This window comes from Enterobacter sp. GER_MD16_1505_Eko_090, from assembly GCF_003331015.1.
GTDB classification, from domain to species: domain Bacteria; phylum Pseudomonadota; class Gammaproteobacteria; order Enterobacterales; family Enterobacteriaceae; genus Enterobacter; species Enterobacter roggenkampii.
This window is the reverse complement of sequence record NZ_PUQF01000005.1, coordinates 1-20,669: the sequence shown is the minus strand read 5'-3', so window position 1 is coordinate 20,669 and position 20,669 is coordinate 1. Positions and strand designations below refer to the sequence as shown.

12 protein-coding genes are annotated in these 20,669 nt (G+C 59.9%); 4 read left to right on the top strand and 8 right to left on the bottom strand.

The window, feature by feature from the left end; genetic code table 11:
* Positions 1–127: 127 nt before the first annotated feature.
* The 7 genes from baeR to yegD form a co-directional block, all read right to left on the bottom strand.
* Positions 128–850, bottom strand: a complete 723-nt coding sequence (baeR, locus tag C6A40_RS07030; RefSeq protein WP_008500865.1) for an envelope stress response regulator BaeR — start codon at positions 848–850, stop codon at positions 128–130.
* Positions 847–2,250 carry an envelope stress sensor histidine kinase BaeS gene (gene baeS / locus C6A40_RS07025; RefSeq protein WP_023325638.1) on the bottom strand — a complete coding sequence of 468 codons (1,404 nt, stop codon included), beginning with the start codon at positions 2,248–2,250 and terminating at the stop codon, positions 847–849. The genes baeR and baeS overlap by 4 nt, the downstream gene beginning before the upstream one ends.
* Positions 2,247–3,662 (bottom strand): MFS transporter, encoded by a 1,416-nt coding sequence (mdtD, locus tag C6A40_RS07020; RefSeq protein WP_045337232.1) that lies wholly within the window; start codon positions 3,660–3,662, stop codon positions 2,247–2,249. Before mdtD ends, baeS begins: the two co-directional genes overlap by 4 nt.
* Positions 3,663–6,740, bottom strand: coding sequence for a multidrug efflux RND transporter permease subunit MdtC (mdtC, locus tag C6A40_RS07015; RefSeq protein WP_045337233.1), 3,078 nt, complete (start codon positions 6,738–6,740; stop codon positions 3,663–3,665). It lies immediately after the preceding gene.
* Positions 6,741–9,863: an MdtB/MuxB family multidrug efflux RND transporter permease subunit gene (locus tag C6A40_RS07010; RefSeq protein ID WP_045337234.1), complete on the bottom strand. Its 3,123-nt coding sequence runs from the start codon at positions 9,861–9,863 to the stop codon at positions 6,741–6,743.
* Entirely contained in the window at positions 9,863–11,065 is a 1,203-nt protein-coding gene (locus C6A40_RS07005) for an MdtA/MuxA family multidrug efflux RND transporter periplasmic adaptor subunit (protein WP_045337236.1), read from the bottom strand. Before C6A40_RS07005 ends, C6A40_RS07010 begins: the two co-directional genes overlap by 1 nt.
* A 268-nt stretch (positions 11,066–11,333) precedes the next feature.
* Complete coding sequence (yegD, locus tag C6A40_RS07000) at positions 11,334–12,686, bottom strand: molecular chaperone (RefSeq protein WP_045337238.1); 1,353 nt, start codon at positions 12,684–12,686, stop codon at positions 11,334–11,336.
* Positions 12,687–12,816: 130 nt separating this feature from the next.
* On the opposite strand from yegD, the gene alkA reads away from it, so the two are divergent.
* Positions 12,817–13,695, top strand: coding sequence for a DNA-3-methyladenine glycosylase 2 (alkA, locus tag C6A40_RS06995; RefSeq protein ID WP_045337240.1), 879 nt, complete (start codon positions 12,817–12,819; stop codon positions 13,693–13,695).
* On the opposite strand, the gene C6A40_RS06990 is transcribed toward alkA, so the two are convergent.
* Positions 13,654–16,983 carry a diguanylate cyclase gene (locus C6A40_RS06990; protein WP_008500856.1) on the bottom strand — a complete coding sequence of 1,110 codons (3,330 nt, stop codon included), beginning with the start codon at positions 16,981–16,983 and terminating at the stop codon, positions 13,654–13,656. The genes alkA and C6A40_RS06990 overlap by 42 nt on opposite strands.
* A gap of 346 nt (positions 16,984–17,329) precedes the next feature.
* Here C6A40_RS06990 and udk point away from each other — a divergent pair, with 346 nt between their 5' ends.
* The 3 genes from udk (at position 17,330) to asmA (ending at position 20,517) form a co-directional block, all read left to right on the top strand.
* Positions 17,330–17,971 carry a uridine kinase gene (gene udk / locus C6A40_RS06985; protein ID WP_008500855.1) on the top strand — a complete coding sequence of 214 codons (642 nt, stop codon included), beginning with the start codon at positions 17,330–17,332 and terminating at the stop codon, positions 17,969–17,971.
* A gap of 91 nt (positions 17,972–18,062) precedes the next feature.
* The gene (gene dcd / locus C6A40_RS06980) at positions 18,063–18,644 is read left to right on the top strand and encodes a dCTP deaminase (protein ID WP_008500854.1); all 582 of its coding nucleotides are present in this window, start codon (positions 18,063–18,065) and stop codon (positions 18,642–18,644) included.
* Positions 18,645–18,666: 22 nt separating this feature from the next.
* Positions 18,667–20,517: an outer membrane assembly protein AsmA gene (asmA, locus tag C6A40_RS06975; RefSeq protein ID WP_045337242.1), complete on the top strand. Its 1,851-nt coding sequence runs from the start codon at positions 18,667–18,669 to the stop codon at positions 20,515–20,517.
* Positions 20,518–20,669: the final 152 nt, after the last annotated feature.

Genomic DNA, 20,669 nt, shown 5'->3' with positions numbered 1-20,669 from the left:
TGGTGCAGCGGTAAGGGGAGATCCCCCACATTAAGGGCGGGCATTGTAGCGCTGCGGGGCAGGGAGGTAAAGTTATTGTGCCGGGTGGCGGTTTCGCCTTACCCGGCCTGGATTGACTAGCGGCTCACTAGGCAATCCTGCACGCATCCGCTTCCCAGCGATACCCCACGCCATACACCGCGCGGATAAACGACTGCTCGGCGTCCAGCGCCTCCAGCTTGCGGCGCAGGTTTTTGATGTGGCTGTCGATGGTGCGGTCGGTCACCACGCGGTAATCGTCATACAGATGGTTCAGCAGCTGTTCGCGGGAGAAGACTTTTCCCGGCTCGTGGGAGAGGGTTTTCAGCAGGCGGAACTCAGCAGGCGTCAGGTCCAGCAGCTTGCCGCGCCAGCTCGCCTGGAAGCGGCTTTCATCCACAATCAGCGGACTTTCGGCGTCCAGCACCTGAAGCTCGCGCTGCGGCCTGCAGCGGCGCAGAATGGTTTTCACGCGGGCGACCACTTCACGCGGGCTGTAGGGTTTGCAGATATAATCGTCAGCGCCGATTTCGAGCCCCAACAGGCGGTCAATCTCTTCAATTTTGGCGGTGACCATGACGATCGGTACGTCGGAGAAGCGACGAATTTCCCGGCACAGGGTCAATCCATCTACCCCTGGCAGCATTAAATCCAGCAGGATCAGGTCCGGCGGGGTCTGGCGCACGTAGGGCAGCACCTGGTCGCCGTGGCCGATCAGTGACGGGGCATAGCTGGCCGCGCGTAAATAGTCGATCAGCAGCTGTCCCAGCTTGGGTTCGTCTTCGACGATCAAAATGCGCGGCGTGTTTTCGTCAATCGGTAACTCGGTCATACTTCTCTCGATAAATCCCGTTCCAGAGGTAACTCTACTGTAATGCTAACCCCGCCAAAAGGCGAATGGGCGGCGCGGATCGTGCCATTATGCGCCTCGACGATGTTAACGCAAATCGCCAGCCCCAGGCCGGAGCCGCCGCTGGCGCGATTGCGGGAGCCTTCGGTACGGTAAAAACGTTCAAACAGTTTTTCCAGCTGCGCGTCCTGCACGCCGGGGGCGGAATCCGCGAAGGTGAGGGCAAAGCGCCCGTTGTCCTGCCTGCCGGAGATATGCAGCCCGCCGCCGCTGTCGGTGTAGCGCAGGCTGTTTTCCAGCAGGTTGTTGAACAGCTGCATCAGCCGATCTTTGTCGCCAAACACCACCGCGCTGTCCGGCAGGGAGAGGTCGATTTTCAGGTTGCGACTGGCAAAGCGTTCGCGGAAGGCGCCGCTCGCTACTTCCAGCACGTTAATGACGTCTACGGGCGCCTTCTGGTAGGCCAGCGCGCCTTCGTCGGACATGGAGAGCTGGTGGAGATCGTCCACCAGCTTGGTGAGCGTGCCCACCTCCGCCTGCAGAGAGGCCACCGATTCCGGCGTAAACTGGCGCACGCCGTCCTGAATGGCCTCCAGTTCGCCGCGCAGCACCGCCAGCGGCGTACGCAGCTCGTGCGAGATATCGGCCATAAAGTCGCGGCGCATCTGCTGGTTTTTTTCAAGCGTGCTGGCGAGCTGGTTAAAGTCCTGCGCCAGCTTGCCCAGTTCGTCCTGGCTGCGGGTATCGACGCGGGTGGTGAAATCCCCCGCGGCCAGCTTGTGCGTGCCCTCCACCAGCCGTTTCACCGGGGCGAGCAGACCGCGCGCCAGCGGGAAGGTGGCGAGCGCGGCGAGTAGCGTGGAGAGGGCGACAATCAGCCAGCTGGTCCGGCGCTGCTGGCGGTCAAAGTTGATGTCGGTGTTGCGCGTCAGGCGCTCCACCGGCGAGGCGATCACCCAGCCGACGGTCGCGTTATTCACTTTAATCGCCCGACGGGTGCCGTCCGGCGGTATCGGCGCGCGCGGGCCAACCAGGGGGCGCATGTCCTGGTCGATCACCCAGAACTGGGTGCGCCAGCCGTGCGGCGGCATGCCCGGGCCCGGACGGTCGTCACCGGTATCGTGCTCCAGCGAGCGCAGAATCTGGAAAATAAAGCGATCATTGTTGCGCAGAAAACGCCAGTTGCCGTGCTGGGCGTACTGTTCACTCAGCGCATCGCTTAAGCCCTGCAAACGTTGCTCATTGCCATGCTTGATGTAATCAATAAAGCCGCGCTCAAAGCTGATGCGCACCGCCCAGTGCATGGTGATCAGCAAAACGATACAGGTGGCAAAAATCGCCAGAAAGAGCTTGCCGGTAATTCCCGGACGCCAGAATTTCATGAGCCACTCCTTTTGCCGCGCCTAATCACGACGTTCTTGCTGGTATCATCCGGCACGCGGGCGAAGATGAACGCGGGCAGGGCGATGATGACCGCCATGCTGAGGTAGGTATACATAAAGACCTGATGCGCCACCGGCGTGTCGACGCTGAGATGGTGCTGGCCGTACATGCCGAGCAGCAACCCCGCGATCGTCACGCCCACGCTCATGGAGAGCTGCATAATCATCGACAGCAGGCTGTTGCCGCTGCTCGCCAGATCGTCCGGCAGGTCCTTCAGCGTCAGGGTATTCATCGACGAGAAGCGCATGGAGTTGATGATCCCCTGGCAGAACAGCACCAGCGGCAGGACGTAGTACCAGCCCATCAGCGCCACGGCCATAAACAGCAGGCTGACCAGCGCCAGCCCCAGCGTGGCGGCCACCAGCACGTGACGGTAGCCAAAGCGGTTCACCACCTGCACCACCATCCGCTTCATCCCCATGCTGCCCAGCACCATTGGGATCATCATCAGGCCCGCGTGGAATGGCGAAAAGCCCATGCCAATTTGCAGAAACACGGGCGTCATAAACGGCAGCATGCCGCTGCCGACGCGTCCGGCAAAGCTGCCGAACAGCCCGAGACGGTAGGTAGGGTTTTTAAACAAGTTCAGGCTGAACAGCGCCTGGTCATTGCCGCGAGCATGCCACAAATACCCTGCAATGGTGGAAATGCCGATAACCACCAGCAACCCGAGCATCAGGGTCGAAATCCCCAGCCCCTTTTGCCCGTCGAGTGCCAGGGTAAGCGTGGCCATGCCCGCCGCCAGCAGAATAAAGCCGAAGAAATCAAAGCGCCGGGTCTGCATTTTGTAGTTCGGCATCAGCGTCAGGGTAGCGATGGCGCCGATGATGCCCACCGGCAGATTGATTAAGAAGATCCAGTGCCAGGAGGCGTACTCCACCAGCATACCGCCCAGCGCAGGCCCAAGCAGCGGCCCCACCTGGCCGGGCAGGGTGACAAAGGTCATCGCCGCCATGTACTGCTCGCGCGGTACAATCTTCATCACCGTTAGTCGCCCGACGGGCACCATCATCGCCCCGCCGATGCCCTGCAGCACGCGCGCCATGACCAGCTGGTCGAGGGTGTTGGCCTGCGCGCAAAATAGCGAGCCGGAGGTAAACAGCACGATGGCGGTAAAGAAGATATTCCGCACGCCGACCTTATCGGCCAGCCAGCCGCTGGCGGGCAGCATCACGGCAACCGTCAGCACGTAGGAGACAATCACCATGTGCATATGCAGCGGGCTCTCCCCGAGGCTTTTCGCCATGGAGGGGAGGGCGGTGTTGACGATGGTCGTATCCAGCGACTGCATAAAGAAGCCGAAGGCGACTATCCATAATTGCCAGCGAACGTTGCTGGGAAGCTCTGTCATTTACCCGTTTACCGTTTCTCTGTTTTTACGTGAAAAGCGCAGCCGCAGGCGGTCGAAGAACAGATAGACCACCGGCGTGGTGTACAGCGTCAGCAGCTGGCTCATCACCAGGCCGCCGACAATGGTGATCCCCAGCGGCTGGCGCAGTTCGGAACCGTCGCCGCCCGAGATCACCAGCGGCAGCGCGCCAAACAGCGCCGCCAGGGTGGTCATCATGATCGGACGAAAGCGCAGCAGGCAGGCCTGGAAGATGGCCTCTTGCGGCGAGAGGTTGCCGTTGCGCTGGGCGTCCAGCGCGAAGTCCACCATCATGATGGCGTTTTTCTTCACGATGCCGATCAATAGCATGATCCCGATGAGTGCGATAAGGCTGAACGGCGCGCCGAACAGCTCCAGCGCCAGCAGTGCCCCCACGCCCGCCGACGGCAGCGTCGAAAGGATGGTCAGCGGGTGCATGTAGCTTTCATACAGCACGCCCAGCACAATATAGACCGTAGCGATGGCGGCCAGAATTAAAATCACCTGCGAGTTCATCGTCTCCTGGAATACTTGCGCGGTCCCGGCAAAGCTGCCGCGCACGGTGGACGGCACGCCAAGCTGCGTCATCGCGCGGTTGATTGCGTCGCTGGCCTCGGAAAGTGACGAACCGGCGGGCAGGTTAAAGGAGATGGTCGACGCCGCCGACAGCCCCTGATGGTTCACCGACAGCGGCGCGTTGGCAGGCTGCCAGCTGGCAAAGTACGAGAGCGGAATCGCCTTGCCGTCGTTGTTGATCACAAACATTTTATCCAGGGCGCTGATGTCCTGGGTGTAGCGCGGGTCAACCTCCATCACCACCTTGTACTGGTTCATCGGCTGGTAGATGGTGGAGATCTCGCGCTGGCCGAAGGCGTTGTTCAGCAGGCTGTTGGCGGCTTCAACGTTAATGCCCAGCCGCGACATGGTTTCACGGTCGTAGGTCAGAGCCATCTCGGCACCGTTGTCCTGCTGATCGGAGTTTACGTCCGCCAGTTGGGGCAGGGCGGCCAGCGCCTTGCGGATCTTCGGCTCCCACTCGCGCAGGGCGGCTAAGTCGTCCGAGAGTAACGTGTACTGATAGCTGGCGTTCGCCTGTCGCCCGCCGACGCGGATATCCTGAACGGCCATCAAAAACAGGTTGGCCCCCGGCTCTTTGGCAAGCTTCACCCGCAGGCGGTCAATCACCTGCTGGGCGGTTTCGTTGCGCTCGCCGCGCGGTTTCAGGGTAATAAACATCATCCCGCTGTTGACGCGCGACCCGCCGGTAAAGCCAGTGACGTTATCCACGGCTTTGTCTTCCCGAATGATCTTCATAAAGTCCTGCAGCTTGCCGCGCATCGCCTGGAAGGAAATGCTCTGGTCCGCCTGAATGCCGCCCATCAGCACGCCGGTATCCTGCTCCGGGAAAAAGGTTTTCGGGATGGAAATATACAGCCACACGTTGAGCACGATGGTGCCGATCAGCACCAGGCCGACCAGCCTTGTGTGGTTCAGCACCCACTTCAGCGATTTGCCGTAGCCCTCCTGCATTGCCATCAGCACGCGGCCAAAGCCTTTGCGGCGCGGCTGCGAGTGCGGCTTGCTGCGCTTGAGCATCCAGCCGCACATCATTGGCGTGAGCGTCAGCGAGATAATCAGCGAGATGCCGATAGCCACCGAAAGGGTGACGGCAAATTCGCGCAGCAGCCTGCCCGGCAGCCCGCCCATCAGCAGCAGCGGCAGAAAGACCGCCACCAGCGACAGGCTCATGGAGAGCACCGTAAAGCCCACCTCGCGCGTGCCCTGCAGCGCGGCCTGCAGCGGTTTCACGCCTGCTTCCAGATGGCGGGAAATGTTTTCCAGCACCACGATGGCGTCATCCACCACGAAGCCGGTGGCAATCGTCAGGGCCATCAGCGACAGGTTGTTGAGGCTAAACCCGCACAGATACATGGCGGCAAAGGTGCCGATCAGCGAGACCGGCACGGCCACCGCCGGGATCAGCGTCGCGCGGCCGGATCGCAGGAACAGGAAGACCACCAGGATCACCAGCGCGACGGAAATCACCAGCGTTTGCTCCACCTCTTCCAGCGAGGCGCGAATGGTCGGGGAGCGATCCTGAGCAATTTGCAGATCGATTGCTGCCGGGATGGTCTCCTGCAGCTCCGGGAGACGGGCGCGAATGCTGTTCACTGTCTCGATAATGTTCGCTTCCGGCAGCTTGCGGATCATCAGCAGAATCGCCGGCTTGGCGTTGGTCATTCCGGCGTTGCGTACGTCCTGCACCGAGTCGGTGACGCTGGCCACGTCGCTTAAGCGCACCGCCGCGCCGTTGTTGTAGTGAATAATGAGCGGCTGATATTCCGCCGCGGTTTTCAGCTCGTCGTTGGTGTGGATCTGCCAGCGGTGGCTGTTGTCCTCAATCGCCCCCTGCGGTTTACGCACGTTGGCGTTGCTGATGGCGGAGCGCACGTCGTCCAGCGACACGCCCTGGTTAAACAGCGCCTGCGGGTTTAACCCCACGCGCACCGCGGGCAGGGAACTCCCCCCGACGCTCACGTCGCCGACGCCGTTAATTTGTGAGATTGTCTGCGCCAGCTGGGTAGACGCAAAATCGTACAGCTGCCCCTGCGAATACGTATCCGAGGTCAGCGTCAGGATCATGATCGGCGCGTCGGACGGGTTGGCCTTGCGGTAGGTCGGACGGCTCGGCATCCCGCTCGGCAGCAGGCTCTGTGCGGCATTGATGGCCGCCTGCACGTCGCGCGCCGCGCCGTTGATATCCCGGTCAAAGCTAAATTCGAGAATAATGCGCGTGCTGCCCAGCGAGCTGCTGGAGGTCATCTCGTTGACCCCCGCAATCCGCCCGAGCGAACGCTCCAGCGGCGTGGCAACGGACGAGGCCATGGTTTCCGGCGAGGCGCCCGGCAGCGAGGCGCTGACCATGATCACCGGGAAGTCCACCTGCGGCAGGGGGGCCACCGGCAGCAGCCGGAAGCCCAGCACGCCGCAGAGGGTAATGGCGAGCGAGATTAAAATCGTCGCCACCGGGCGATAAATGAAGAGGGCGAAAAACTTCACTTATGCCTCCTCTTCACGTTTCGGGAAGCGGCTTTTGGTCCACAGCGCCAGGCGGTCAAACAGCAGGTAGATCACCGGCGTGGTGAACAGCGTCAGCACCTGGCTCACCAGCAGACCGCCGACCATGCCGATACCCAGCGGACGGCGCAGCTCCGCGCCGACGCCCGTGCTGAGCATCAGCGGCAGCGCGCCCAGCAGGGCGGCCAGCGTGGTCATCAGGATGGGGCGAAAACGCAGCAGGCAGGCCTGGAAAATCGCATCGCGCGGCGACATGCCCTGCTCGCGCTCGGCGGCCAGGGCGAAGTCGATCATCATGATGGCGTTTTTCTTCACGATCCCGATGAGCAAGATGATACCGATGATGGCAATCACGTCCAGCTCGCTGCCCGCCAGCATTAATGCCAGCAGTGCCCCCACGCCCGCCGTCGGCAGGGTAGAGAGGATGGTGATCGGGTGGATAAAGCTTTCGTACAGCACGCCGAGCACGATGTACATCGCCACGACCGCCGCCACGATCAGCCAGATGGTGTTGCCCAGCGCGGCCTGGAACGCCAGGGTGCTGCCCTGGAACTGGGTCTGAATATCAGCCGGGAAGCTTACCGCTTTTTCCGCCGCCTGAATGGCCTCCACCGCTTCACCCAGAGAGTAATTGTCCGGCACGTTAAAGGAGATGGTGGTGGACGGGAACTGATCCAGATGGTTAATCGACAGCGGGGTATAGCGTTCTTCCACCGTGGCGATAGCGTTCAGCGGCACAATGCCGCCATCTTTGCTGGTCAGGCGCACCGAGTCCAGCCCCGCCAGGCCGGGCGTGTTGTCGGTGTTGTGCTCCAGCACCACGCGGTACTGGTTCGCCTGGGTGTAGATGGTGGAGATCAGACGCTGACCGAAGGCGTTGTACAGGGCGTTATCCACGTCCGCCATGGTGATGCCCAGACGGCTGGCGGCGTCGCGGTTGACGTTCACGTACGCCGCCAGCCCTTTGTCCTGCCAGTCGCTGCTGACGTCGGCGAGCTGCGGCAGGGTTTTGAGTTTATCCACCAGCTGCGGCACCCAGGTGCTGAGCGCGTCCAGCGAGGTGGCCTGCAGCGTGAACTGGTACTGCGTGCGGCTGACCTGGGTATCGATGGTCAAATCCTGAATCGGCTGCAGGTACAGCTCAACGCCCGGCACGCGGGCGACGGCGCTTTGCAGCCGCTCAATGACGGCGTTGACGCGATCGTCGCGCTCATCCAGCGGCTTAAGGTTGATCTGCAGACGCGCGCTGTTGAGCGACGGGTTGGTGCCGTCCACGCCGACGTAAGCGGTCAGGCTCTCTACCGCCGGATCCTTCATGATGATGTCAGATACCTGCTGCTGGCGCTGCGCCATATTGGCAAAAGAGACCGACTGTGGGGCCTGAAGCGTGCCCTGAATAATGCCGTTGTCCTGGATCGGGAAGAAGCCTTTCGGAATGAAAATCCACAGCATCACGCTGAGCGCCAGGGTTCCCAGCGCCACGCCGAGCGTGGCCCACGGGTGGTTAAGGACTTTCGCCAGCACGCGACCGTAGGCGGCAATAATGCGCTCGAACATGCGCTCGGAGGCGCGCGAGAAGCGGTTTTGCTTGCGCAGGGACTCATGGCTCAGCATGCGGGCGCACATCATCGGCGTCAGGGTCAGCGACACCACGGCGGAGATCAGAATGGCGACCGCCAGCGTCACGGCAAACTCGCGGAACAGACGCCCAACGATATCGCCCATAAACAGCAGCGGGATCAGCACCGCAATCAGCGAGAAGGTCAGCGAGATAATGGTAAAGCCGATTTCTCCTGCGCCTTTCAGCGCGGCGGCCAGCGGTTTTTCACCTTTCTCGATATAGCGCGAGATGTTCTCGATGACGACGATAGCGTCATCCACCACGAACCCGGTGGCGATGGTGAGCGCCATCAGCGTCAGGTTGTTGATCGAAAAATCGAGGAACACCATCACCGCAAAGGTGCCGACCAGCGAGAGCGGTACGGCGACGGCGGGAATAATGGTCGCCGGAACGTTGCGCAGGAACAGATAAATGATCATCACCACCAGCGCAATCGCCAGCATCAGCTCGAACTGGGTGTCGGTGACCGACGCGCGAATGTTGGTGGTACGGTCTGAAAGCACCTTCACGCTGACCGACTTCGGCAGGCTTTCGATCAGCTGCGGCAGCATGGTGCGGATGCTGTCGGCGGTTTCGATGATGTTTGCGCCCGGCTGGCGCTGCACGTTCATCACGATCGCCTGCTGCCTGTTGGCCCAGGCTCCCAGCCAGCTGTTCTCCGCGCCTTGTTCTACGGTTGCCACGTCGCCCAGACGCACCGGCGCGCCGTTCTGGTAGGCGATAATCAGCTGACGATATTCGTCGGCGGACTGCATCTGGTCGTTCGCCGAGAGCGTGACGGCGCGGGTTGGGCCGTCCAGCGAGCCCTTCGCCGAGTTGACGTTGGCATTGCTGATGGCGCTGCGGATGGTTTCGCTGGTGAGCCCCAGCGCGGCGATGGCCTGCGCGTTCAGCTTGACGCGCACCGCCGGGCGCTGTCCGCCCGCCAGGGTGACGAGGCCGACGCCGGAGACCTGAGAAATTTTCTGCGCCACGCGCGTTTCGACCATGTCTTCGACCTGGGTCATTGGCATGGCGGAGGAGGTGACGGCCAGCGTCATGATCGGCGGATCGGCCGGGTTCACTTTGCTGTAGACCGGCGGGTTAGGCAGGTCCGACGGCAGCAGGTTGGTGGCGGCGTTAATCGCGGCCTGTACCTCCTGCTCGGCGACGTCCAGCGACAGCGTCAGCTGGAACTGCAGCGTCACGACGGACGCCCCGCCTGAACTCTGGGAGGACATCTGTTTTAGCCCCGACATCTGGCCGAACTGGCGCTCCAGCGGGGCGGTGATGGCGGACGTCACGACATCCGGGCTGGCGCCGGGATAGAGCGTCACCACCTGAATAGTGGGGTAATCCACCTCCGGCAGCGCCGAGACCGGCAGGAAGCGATAGCCGATAATCCCGGCGAGCAGGATCGCCACCATCAGCAGCGTGGTGGCGACAGGACGGAGGATAAACAGGCGTGACGGCCCACCTGTAGAGCCCGGCGGCAGCACCTGCATCAGGAGGTCGCTCCCTGTTTCGCCGGTTCCACCACTTCCACTTTGGCCCCTTCGGTCAGACGGTCAATGCCGTCGGTGACCACGCGGTCGCCTGCGGAAAGCCCGGCGCTGATGACCACCGTCTGGCTGTCCTGGATACCGGTTTTCACCAGGTGCTTGCTGACCTTATTGTCGCTGTTAAGCACCCAGACAAAGTTACCTTCGTTACCCATCTGCAGCGCAGCGGTGGGGATCACGACCGCGTTTTCTTCGGTCGCCACCAGCATGCGCGCATTGACGAACTGGTTCGGGAAGAGGGCATCGTCCTGGTTATTAAAGCGCGCCTTCAGCTTGATGGTGCCGGTGGTGGTGTCGATCTGGTTATCCAGACTGAGCAGAGACCCTTCACTCAGCTTCTGCGTGTTGGTACGGTCCCAGGCTTCCACCACCAGGCCTTTACGGGCTTTTTGCGCCTGCATGACGGTCGCGATATCGCTTTCCGGCAGGGTAAAGACTAAATCAATCGGGTGGGTCTGGGTGATCACCACGATGCCCGTGGTGTCGCCGCTGGAGATTTGGTTGCCGATATCGACCTGCTTCAGGCCGACGCGTCCGTCAATCGGCGCGGTGATGCGGCTCCAGTCCAGCTGCAGCTGGGCGCTGGCCACCGCGGCTTCGTCCGCTTTGATCGTGCCCTGCGTTTCACTGACCAGCGACTGCTGGGTATCCAGCTCCTGACGGGACACCAGGTTTGTTTTCACCAGCTGCTGGTAGCGGGCTAAATCGCGCCGGGCGTTGGCGAGGGTCGCGTTGTCTTTCGCGAGCTGTCCCTGCGCCTGGGCAAGGGCGACCTTAAACTGGCTCGGGTCGATTTCCGCCAGCAGATCGCCCGCTTTGACCTGCTGACCTTCCTGGAAGTGGATCGCGATGAGCTGGCCGTCGACGCGGCTGCGCACCGTGGCGGTGTTGGCAGCGGTAATGGTCCCGAGACCGGTGAGATAGCGAGGAACGGCTCTATTCACCGCCGTCGCCGCCTGAACCGGCGCCAGCGCGCCGCCGCGCATGCCGTGACGACCTCCACCCGTTGGGCGCTGGGTCTGGCTGGTGGCGCCGGCCGGTGCGGCGGTGTTCGCGGATTGACTGTGCCAGTACCAGGCGGCGGCAAGGGCCACCACAATGATGCCAGCGGCGATTGCCCAGCGGGATTTGTTACTGCCTTTCATCGTTATACGTTCTCATCCTGAATACTTCGGGGAATGATACTAGTTTAGTCAGGCAACACAGCGGAAAAATGGAGGAAATATGGAAGACTGTCGGGAATTGTCTGAGTGTTGCCGGGTGACGCTTCGCTTACCCGGCCTACAAGGTAAATGCGAACGGCAACGGATGTTGCCGTTTTTGGTGTTTTGTGGGAGAGGGCACCAGACCGCACTACAACAACACACGTTTTGTCGGCCGGATAAGGCGAAGCCGCCACCCGGCACAACCGCACTAGCTAAACATCACCTGCGCCCAGCGCGCCAGCCCTGCGGTAACGGAGCCAAAGTCATCGCCACCCGCGATAGGTATTCCCGGCAGCTGTTCGGCCAGTGCTTTCTTGATCAGCGGTGAACGAGCGCTACCGCCGGTCAGGTAAATCACGTCCGGCTTCTCTTTGCCGTTCTCCAGCGCGAGCTGCACCTGTTCCAGAATGCGCTGCAGCGGCTGGGCAAGCGCCGTCTCCAGCCCGTCCTGCGAAATGGCAGTGGCCAGTTCGTCACTGATAAACGGCAGGGAGACCGCATGTTCAGCGCGGTCGGACAGGGCGATTTTGCTCTCTTCCGCCGTACGCACCATGCGGTAGCTCAGACGCTGACGCCACACTTTATAGAGCAGGGCGACCTTTTCGCCGTCCTGGGCATCGCGCACCAGATCGTTAAGGAAGCGGCCGTTGGCGGTGCTGTAAAAATCGCTCTGCGCCGGCACGTCGTTGATGGCTATCGCGTTCCACCACGGCAGGATCGGCAGGGCGATGCCTTTTTCGGTTTGCCCCCCCATGCCGAGCAGCGGCATCAGGCTCTTGAAGGCCAGGGCGATATCCAGATCGTTACCGCCCACGCGGCAGCCGCTGTGCCCGAGCAGGCTGTTTTCACGATCGCGACGGTGATGCCACTGCGGCCCCATCAGCAGCAGCGAGCAGTCCGTCGTGCCCCCGCCGATATCCACGACCAGTACGCGCTTCTCTTCCGTCAGCGTGGCTTCGAAGTCCAGCCCTGCGGCAACCGGCTCATACTGGAATACCACGTCGCGGAAGCCTGCGCGGTGCGCCGCGCGCTCCAGGATCCCCTGCGCCTGCTGGTTGGCCTCGTCGCCGCCCAGCCCCTGGAAGTTGATCGGGCGGCCAATCACCGCCTGGGTAATCGCATCGGAGACCTGCGTCTGCGCCTGCTGGCGAATATGCAGCATCATCGCGCACACCAGGTCTTCGAACAGCGCGACCTGCTGCGGCTTCAGGCCGCTGGCGCCGAGGAAGGATTTTGGCGACTTAACGAAATAGACCTCTTCGGGGTCTTCAATGTAGTGCCCGAGCGAGGAGAGGCCGAACTGCACGCTGGAGGGCGTAACGTCGATATCTTCCTCGCGGTTAAAGCTGACCGCCCGGCGCAGCAGCGCCTGGGTCTCCGCCGCCGTGGCCGGAACCTGATGGTGGCGAAACAGCCACTCGCTCACCGCTTCACGCGTCGGTGCGCAGAGCATAGACGGCAGCAGCGTGCTCTCTTTTTCCATTTTCAGGAGCCGTGGCTGCCCGTCTTGCATAATCGCAACCGAGCAGTTTGCCGTACCGTAGTCAAATCCAATAAACACGATGAATCCCCATGCCGGTGAGAAGGGGCGAGACTTTAACGAAATGTCTGCATGGCGACAACAGGAATATGAAAGCAAGGCAAAACAGGGTCTTTACGTTTATGCTGATAACACTAAAAAAGGAGCAACGATGTATACCCTCACCTGGCTTCCCCCTTATGACTGGCAGTGGATGTTTGGTTTTCTTGGCGCGCGCGCGGTAACGGGCATTGAAACCGTCACCAACGATTACTATGAGCGCAGTTTTGCCTGCGAGGGGCATCAGGGGATTTTCCGCGTGACGCCGGATATCGCCAGCCATACGCTGAGCGTGACGCTCAGCCCGGGGTTAATTCCGGTTGCGCAGGCGTGTCTTGAACGCATCGAACGCCTGTTCGATCTCCGCTGTAACCCGCAGCAAATAGCAGAAACGCTGGGCGAACTCGGTGCTGCAAGGCCAGGCTTGCGTTTACCGGGGGCGATGGATGCGTACGAGCAGGGCGTCCGGGCGATCCTCGGGCAGCTGGTGAGCGTGGCGATGGCGGCGAAGCTGGCGTCACGCGTGGTGGCGCTCTGTGGCGAACCGGTGGCGGACTGTCCGGGCTATCTCTGCTTCCCCACGCCGCAGGCGCTGGCGGTAGCGGACCCGCTGGCGCTGAAGGCGTTGGGCATGCCGCTAAAGCGCGCGGAGTCGCTGATTCATCTGGCGCAGTCGGTTATCGACGGAACGTTTCCGCTTTCCCCGCCCGCGAATACAGAAGAGGGGATGAAGGCGTTACAGCAGCGGCCGGGGATAGGGCGCTGGACGGCAAATTATCTGGCCCTGCGCGGCTGGCAGGCGAAAGATGTGTTTCTGCCGGATGATTACCTGATTAAACAGCGCTTCGCCGGAATGACGCCCGCGCAAATTCGTCGTTATGCCGAACGCTGGAAGCCGTGGCGCTCCTACGCGCTGCTGCACATCTGGTATACCGACGGCTGGGCACCGTCAGTTGATGGCGAAATAGCTGGTGTTGAGCAGAAGATCTAATGGCTGCGGCTCGGCGATGGTGTCACCAAAGATAAAATCGATGCCGATGCCGGAGAGCGTATCCATCATGATGGGCTGGTTACAGGGGCCCGCGATAGTTTTCATTCCCACACGCTGGGCGTGGCCCTGAACAATGGTCACCATCATCTCATCCATCAGATTGCCATACACGTTGGTTACCACCTCTGCATCCAGCATCAGATAGTCGGCCATATTCGCGGTCAGGTGGGTAAAGACGTTCATGTCGCGTCCCACCTGGCTGAAGATCACGCGGCAGCCCGCCTGGCGAAGCTTTTGCAGACCCCGATGCAGGTTCTTATCCGGGTTGCACACCACATCGGCAGAGATAACCAGATGCAGCAGACGGCCCGGCATCGGGCTTTTATCCAGCAGGTCGAGTAGTTCATCGACCAGCGTCACGCTGGCTAAACCGGCCTCCGAGAGCGGCAGCGCCACGCCCATGCCTTTACTGGCGATCTGGGTGGCATAGGTGCGGAAAAACTCGCTAAAGATCCGTCTGTCGAGGGCGTGCAGAAGCTCAGGCTCCGCCAGACCCGAGCGGAAGGCATGCTCTTCCTGAACTTCGCCCTGGCTGGTCCACAGGCGTAACGACAGCAGCCAGAAATTACTGCTCTCCGGGATGCGCGGGGAGGCGACGCTGCGGGCAATCATCATCAGATGATTGTCTTTAATCATGTGCCACTGTTCATCAAGCGACATCATGCTGCGCGTGTGATGATCCCGCTCCTGCTGGGGTTCATACACCGTCACCATGCCGCGCCCGCTGTTTTTTGAGGCGTAACAGGCAATGTCCGCCTGCGACATGATCTCCGACGCCTGGTGGTTATTTTCATCAATCAGCGTGATGCCGGCGCTGGCGCCGATCCGGTGCAGGCGGCCTTCCCACATAAAGTGATAGTCGTTGATGGCATGAATCAGGCGACCGGCGATATAGCGTGCGCTTTCCAGGTTGCAGTCCGGTAACAGTAACCCGAACTCGTCCCCGCCCAGACGCGCCAGCACGTCGCTGGAGCGGAGCATGGTCAACATCAGGGAAGCCAGTTCCCGCAGCAGGGCATCGCCCGCGGCGTGGCCAGCCGTGTCGTTGACGGCTTTGAAGCGATCGAGGTCGATAAACACCAGGGCATGGCGCTGGCGCGTTTCGCGAACGGTCTGCAAGAGCCGTTTGAGATGGTTTTCGAAGCTGACCCGGTTTGCCAGATGGGTCAGGGCATCGTGGGAGGCGCTGTAGCTCAGCTGGCGCAGCATTTTGCGTGACTCGGTCACGTCCTGAATGACGATCACCGAGCCAATATTCTGTCCATCCAGCGTGCTGAGCGGCGTAATGCTGTAGTGGATATCATAATTGCCGCCGGTACGGCAGTTCAGCACCACGTCCTGATCGATATCGGAACGGGACATATCGCCGCTGTGGATATTCTCCATCAGCGGCCCTTTTTCACCGAAGGTAATGTGTAACACCTTCAGGATCGGCTGGCCGATAGCCTCGGTCTGGAGCCAGCCGCTCATTTTCTCCGCGACCGGGTTCATAAAGGTGACGTTCATGTTGATATCGGTGCACAGCACCGCTTCACCGATGGAGTCGAGGGTAATGTGCAGACGCTCTTTTTCCTGGAAGAGGGCCTCGTTAAGCTGCTTAACCTCGGTCATGTCCATGTTGATGCCGAGCAGCCGTTCAACTTCCCCCTGCTTATTGAGCACCCGGTTCGCCAGGGAGCGAATATGACGCACGCCTTCCTTCACGCGGATGCGGAATTCCAGCTTAAACGGCAGGCGGGAAATCAGGGAGTCCCGCAGCACCTGCTCAGCGTGGACGCGATCCTCCGGCAGCATCGTGTCGTGCCAGAGCTGCCAGGTGGGCTTGATGTGCGGCGGTATTTCATAGAGCTCAAACATCCGCTTATCCCAGCTGATAATGTCGGGTTCCAGATCCCACTCCCAGATGCCGATGCCCCCGGCTTCGTTAGCCAGCGTAATGCGCTCCATCAGGCGCTTATTGACCCATTCGGTCTGCTTCAGATCGTTAATGTCTTCAATCTGGGCAATAAAATAGAGCGGCGAGCCGTCGGCATGACGCACCACGGAGACGGCAAGAAGCGCCCAGACCACTTCCCCGTCGCGGGTGTAATAGCGCTTTTCGAGGGAGTAGGTATTGATCTCGCCGTTGACCAGCTGTTCGAGCTGCTCGAGGTCGGTATTCAGATCTTCTGGCCAGGTGAGCTGCTGGAAGGTCAGCGACTGAAGCTCCGTCTGGCTGTAGCCGAGGAAATTGCACAGCGCCTTGTTAGCCTGAAGCCATTTGCCTTCAATGCTGACCAGCGCCATGCCGATGGCGGAATATTCCATCGCGTTACGAAAGCGCTCTTCGCTTTCGGTGATATGTTTGCGTTCGGCGCGGAAGGCGTACATCACCATGGTCATTACGTTAGCGGGCAGGAGCAGCATCAGGAACGGCAGCCAGGGGGCGTTCAGCATCGGCCCGGCGTGCTGGGTGGTCAGCGCCAGAGGATTGCGGGCAATCATCAGCGACACCACCATCACGGTGACCAGAAACACCATGAACGCTTCCATCCGCGGCAGGCGCACGGCGCTCCACATCAGCAGAACGATCACGCAGGTGAAGGGCCACGGCAGCCAGGTGATGGCTGCCCAACTGAGGGCTAACGTCACGGCCAGCGTGGTCAGCGTTTCCAGCAGCAATCGCGGGTCACGGTGGCGCAGCAGATAATGCGGCTTAAATAACAGCCCCAGTGGCACCAGTGCCAGTGCGCCAATGGCTTCTGACAACACCCAGACGAAGAAATTACGCAGGGGCTCAGAGCCGGGTGCCAGCAGAGACACCAGAATGCCGCCCATCAGTGGCGGCACCAGCGCGCTGCCGATGGCCACGCGGATCCAGTCGTTCAGATTCTGCAGCGGGTTGTACCACGGGAGCCATTTACGCAGGAACAGCGCGCCGATAACGGCCTCAATGACGTTGACCGCAGGGTAGATGAGGCTGACCGACCCCCAGGAGAACAGCATCCATGAGGCCAGAATATTGCCGAACGAACAGGCCAGGGCAATGCCCGGCCACATTTTTCCGGCATGGCGGTAAAACGCCACCATCATAATGGCGGTGGGAAACCAGAGCGGGGCCAGCAGGGTGCCGAAGCGGGTGAGCTCCAGCGAAAATAAGGTAAAGATAAAGGTGACCAGGCCCAGACAGACAAGTCGTAATAAAGGATGTGGGGTGGTCACCAAAACCCGCTGGTATTGTTTATTCATTACCGCTTTATCCAGAGACGCCATGCCGTCAGGGAAGAAGATGTCCGAACGCGTGAATTTGATAATTTGGTTTATGCTAGTACAAACAATTTACAATTCATATGGTGACCGCTCAGAATTTGACAACACAGACTTATTAAATACTTACTCCGTGAAAAAAAACGGGTAAGCGGCGAAAAAATGCGCATTTAAATTTCATTCAGGGAATAACTCGTCACTTTTCGGTCAGTCTCGCAGAACCTGAGTATTCGACTGGTATCACGCCCGCGAAATCCCTATAATTGCCGCGTTTGACGCTCCGGCGTCGTCCTTCCTTTACATCCAGGTTAATCAGGTCGCTAAATTTATGACTGATAAGTCTCATCAGTGCGTCATTATAGGCATCGCCGGCGCATCGGCTTCAGGTAAAAGTCTAATTGCCAGTACGCTTTATCGCGAACTGCGTGAACAAGTAGGTGATGAGCATATCGGCGTCATTCCCGAAGACAGCTATTACAAAGATCAATCCCATCTGTCGATGGAAGAACGCGTTAAAACGAACTACGACCACCCAAATGCGATGGATCACAGCCTGCTGTTCCAGCATTTAGAAGCGCTTAAGAGCGGCCAGGCGATCGAACTGCCCGTTTACAGTTACGTAGAACATACCCGCACCCAGGAAACGATCCGCATCGAGCCGAAAAAGGTCATTATCCTTGAAGGCATCCTGCTGCTGACCGACGCCCGCCTGCGTGAATCCATGAACTTCTCGATTTTCGTCGATACCCCGCTGGATATTTGCCTGATGCGCCGCATCAAGCGTGACGTTAATGAACGTGGCCGCTCAATGGACTCCGTGATGGCGCAATACCAGAAAACGGTCCGCCCGATGTTCCTGCAGTTTATTGAGCCCTCCAAACAATACGCCGATATCATCGTGCCGCGCGGGGGTAAAAACCGCATCGCGATCGATATCTTAAAAGCGAAAATCAGCCAGTTTTTTGAATAAGCCGCGTGAATTGTGTACCGTTCAGAGATAACCTGGTTTTACCCTGAGCGCTTACCGGCTCAGGGTACGATGCATGAAAGGAGAAAAAGGCATGCGTCTTTGTGATCGCGATATTGAAGCCTGGCTGGATGAAGGCCGTTTGTCTATTACCCCACGTCCACCTGTTGAGCGTATCAATGGGGTGACCGTCGATGTCCGGTTGGGGAATAAATTCCGCACCTTTAGCGGCCATACCGCACCGTTCATTGACCTCAGCGGACCGAAGGACGAAGTCAGCGCCGCGCTCGATCGCGTGATGAGTGACGAAATCGTAATCGAAGATGGCGAAGCCTTTTATCTGCATCCGGGTGAACTGGCGCTGGCGGTAACGTTTGAATCCGTCACCCTGCCTGCGGACCTCGTCGGCTGGCTTGACGGCCGTTCTTCGCTGGCGCGACTGGGACTGATGGTACACGTGACCGCGCACCGTATCGATCCAGGCTGGTCGGGCCGTATTGTGCTGGAATTCTTCAATGCCGGTAAATTGCCGCTGGCGCTTCGTCCGGGGATGATGATCGGCGCGTTAAGTTTTGAACCGCTGTCAGGCCCGGCAGACAGGCCGTATAACCGCCGTCAGGACGCAAAATATCGCGACCAGCAGGGTGCGGTTGCCAGCCGTATTGATAAAGACTGATCGTTAGTCCATTGAGGATGCCATGAGAAGAGTTCTGACAACGCTGATGATTTTGCTGGTGGTGCTGGTGGCTGGCCTTTCGGCGTTGGTTCTGCTGGTTAACCCTAATGACTTCCGCGCGTATATGGTGCGGCAGGTTGAGGCACGCAGTGGTTATCAACTGAAGCTGGACGGGCCGCTGCGCTGGCACGTCTGGCCGCAGCTCAGCATTCTCTCTGGCCGCATGTCGCTCACGGCGCCGGGGGCGTCCCAGCCGCTGGTGTCCGCAGACAACATGCGCCTTGATGTGGCGCTGATCCCGCTCATTTCCCATCAGCTGCAGGTGAATCAGGTGATGCTGAAAGGCGCGGTGATTCAGCTCACCCCGCAAACTGAAGCTGTCCGTGATGCCAACGCGCCGGTGGCACCGCGTGAAAATACCCTGCCTGATGAACCGTCTGATACTGGCTGGTCCTTTGATATTGGCAAACTGAAAGTGGCCGATAGCGTGCTGGTTTTCCAGCATGAGCACGAAGAGCTGGTCACCGTTCGCAACATTAATCTGCAGATGGAACAGGATGAGCACCATCTTGCATCGGTGGAATTTAGCGGGCGCGTGAACCGCGATCAGCGGGATCTGACGCTGTCGTTGAATGCTAATGTGAATGCGTCAGACTATCCGCATCAGCTCACGGCGAACATCCAGCAGCTTAACTGGCAGCTGACGGGGGCCAATCTGCCCACCCAGGGGATCGCCGGTCAGGGGACGCTGCAGGCCGTGTGGCGTGAGGAACAAAAACAGCTGGAGCTGGATAATCTCAACCTGCAGGCAAATGACAGTAGCCTGAAGGGGCAGGCGAGCGTTACCTTTGAAGAGAAGCCGAAGTGGGTGCTGAATCTGCAATTTGACAAGCTCAACCTGGAAAACCTGTTGCCACCTCTGCCAGCCAGCGCCACGGACAGCGAGGCGACGCAGACGGGGCAAAGCCAGGCACCGGTATCACGTCCGGTTATTTCGTCGAATCTCGATCAACCTGACTATAACGCTCTGCGCGGATTCACGGCGGATATTCTGCTGAAAGCCACCAGCCTGCGCTGGCGCGGCATGGACTTTACCGACGTGAGCAGCCAGATGTTTAACCATAACGGTTTGCTGGTGATCTCCGAACTGAGCGGCAAGATGGGCGCAGGACACCTCTCACTGCCCGGCACGCTGGATGTCCGTAAAGACGTTGCCAGCGCCGAATTCCAGCCGCGTCTCGATAACGTTGAGATAGGCACCATCCTGACCGCGTTTAACTACCCGATCTCTCTGACGGGGCAGTTGACGCTGGCGGGGGACTTCTCCGGCACGAAAATTGATGCCGATGCTTTCCGCCGCGAGTGGCAAGGGCAGGCGCATCTTGATCTGAAAAACTCCCGTATGGAAGGGCTTAACTTCCAGCAACTGGTGCAGCAGGCGGTGGAGCGCAGCAGCGATGTGAAAGCCCAGGAGAGCTACGACAGTGCCACGCGCCTCGACAGCTTCACCACGGACCTGACGCTGAACAACGGACAACTCTCTCTCGACGGAATGCAGGGTACCTCTTCACTCTTATCAGTAACGGGCGAGGGTCAGCTGGATCTGGTCAAAGAGACGGCGGACACGCGCTTTAACGTGCGGGTACTTTCCGGCTGGCAGGGCGAAAGCAAGCTCATTGACTTCCTGAAAGAGACGCCGGTCCCATTGAGCGTATACGGCAAATGGCAGGCCCTGAATTACAGTCTGCAGGTGGATCAGATCCTGCGTAAGCATCTGCAGGATGAAGCGAAACGTCGACTCAGCGGCTGGGCGGATCGTAATAAAGATTCACAGGACGGCAAGGATGTGAAGAAGCTGCTGGATAAGCTTTGATGCCTGTTGCGCCGGGGGGCGGCTTCGCCTTACCCGGCCTACAAAAACCGAACACCGCAGGCCGTGTGAGCGAAAGGTATGAACCGGAAACATGGGTAACACTTTAGACCGGATACATGGGTAACAGTTATAACTGGCATAGAAGAGGAGAC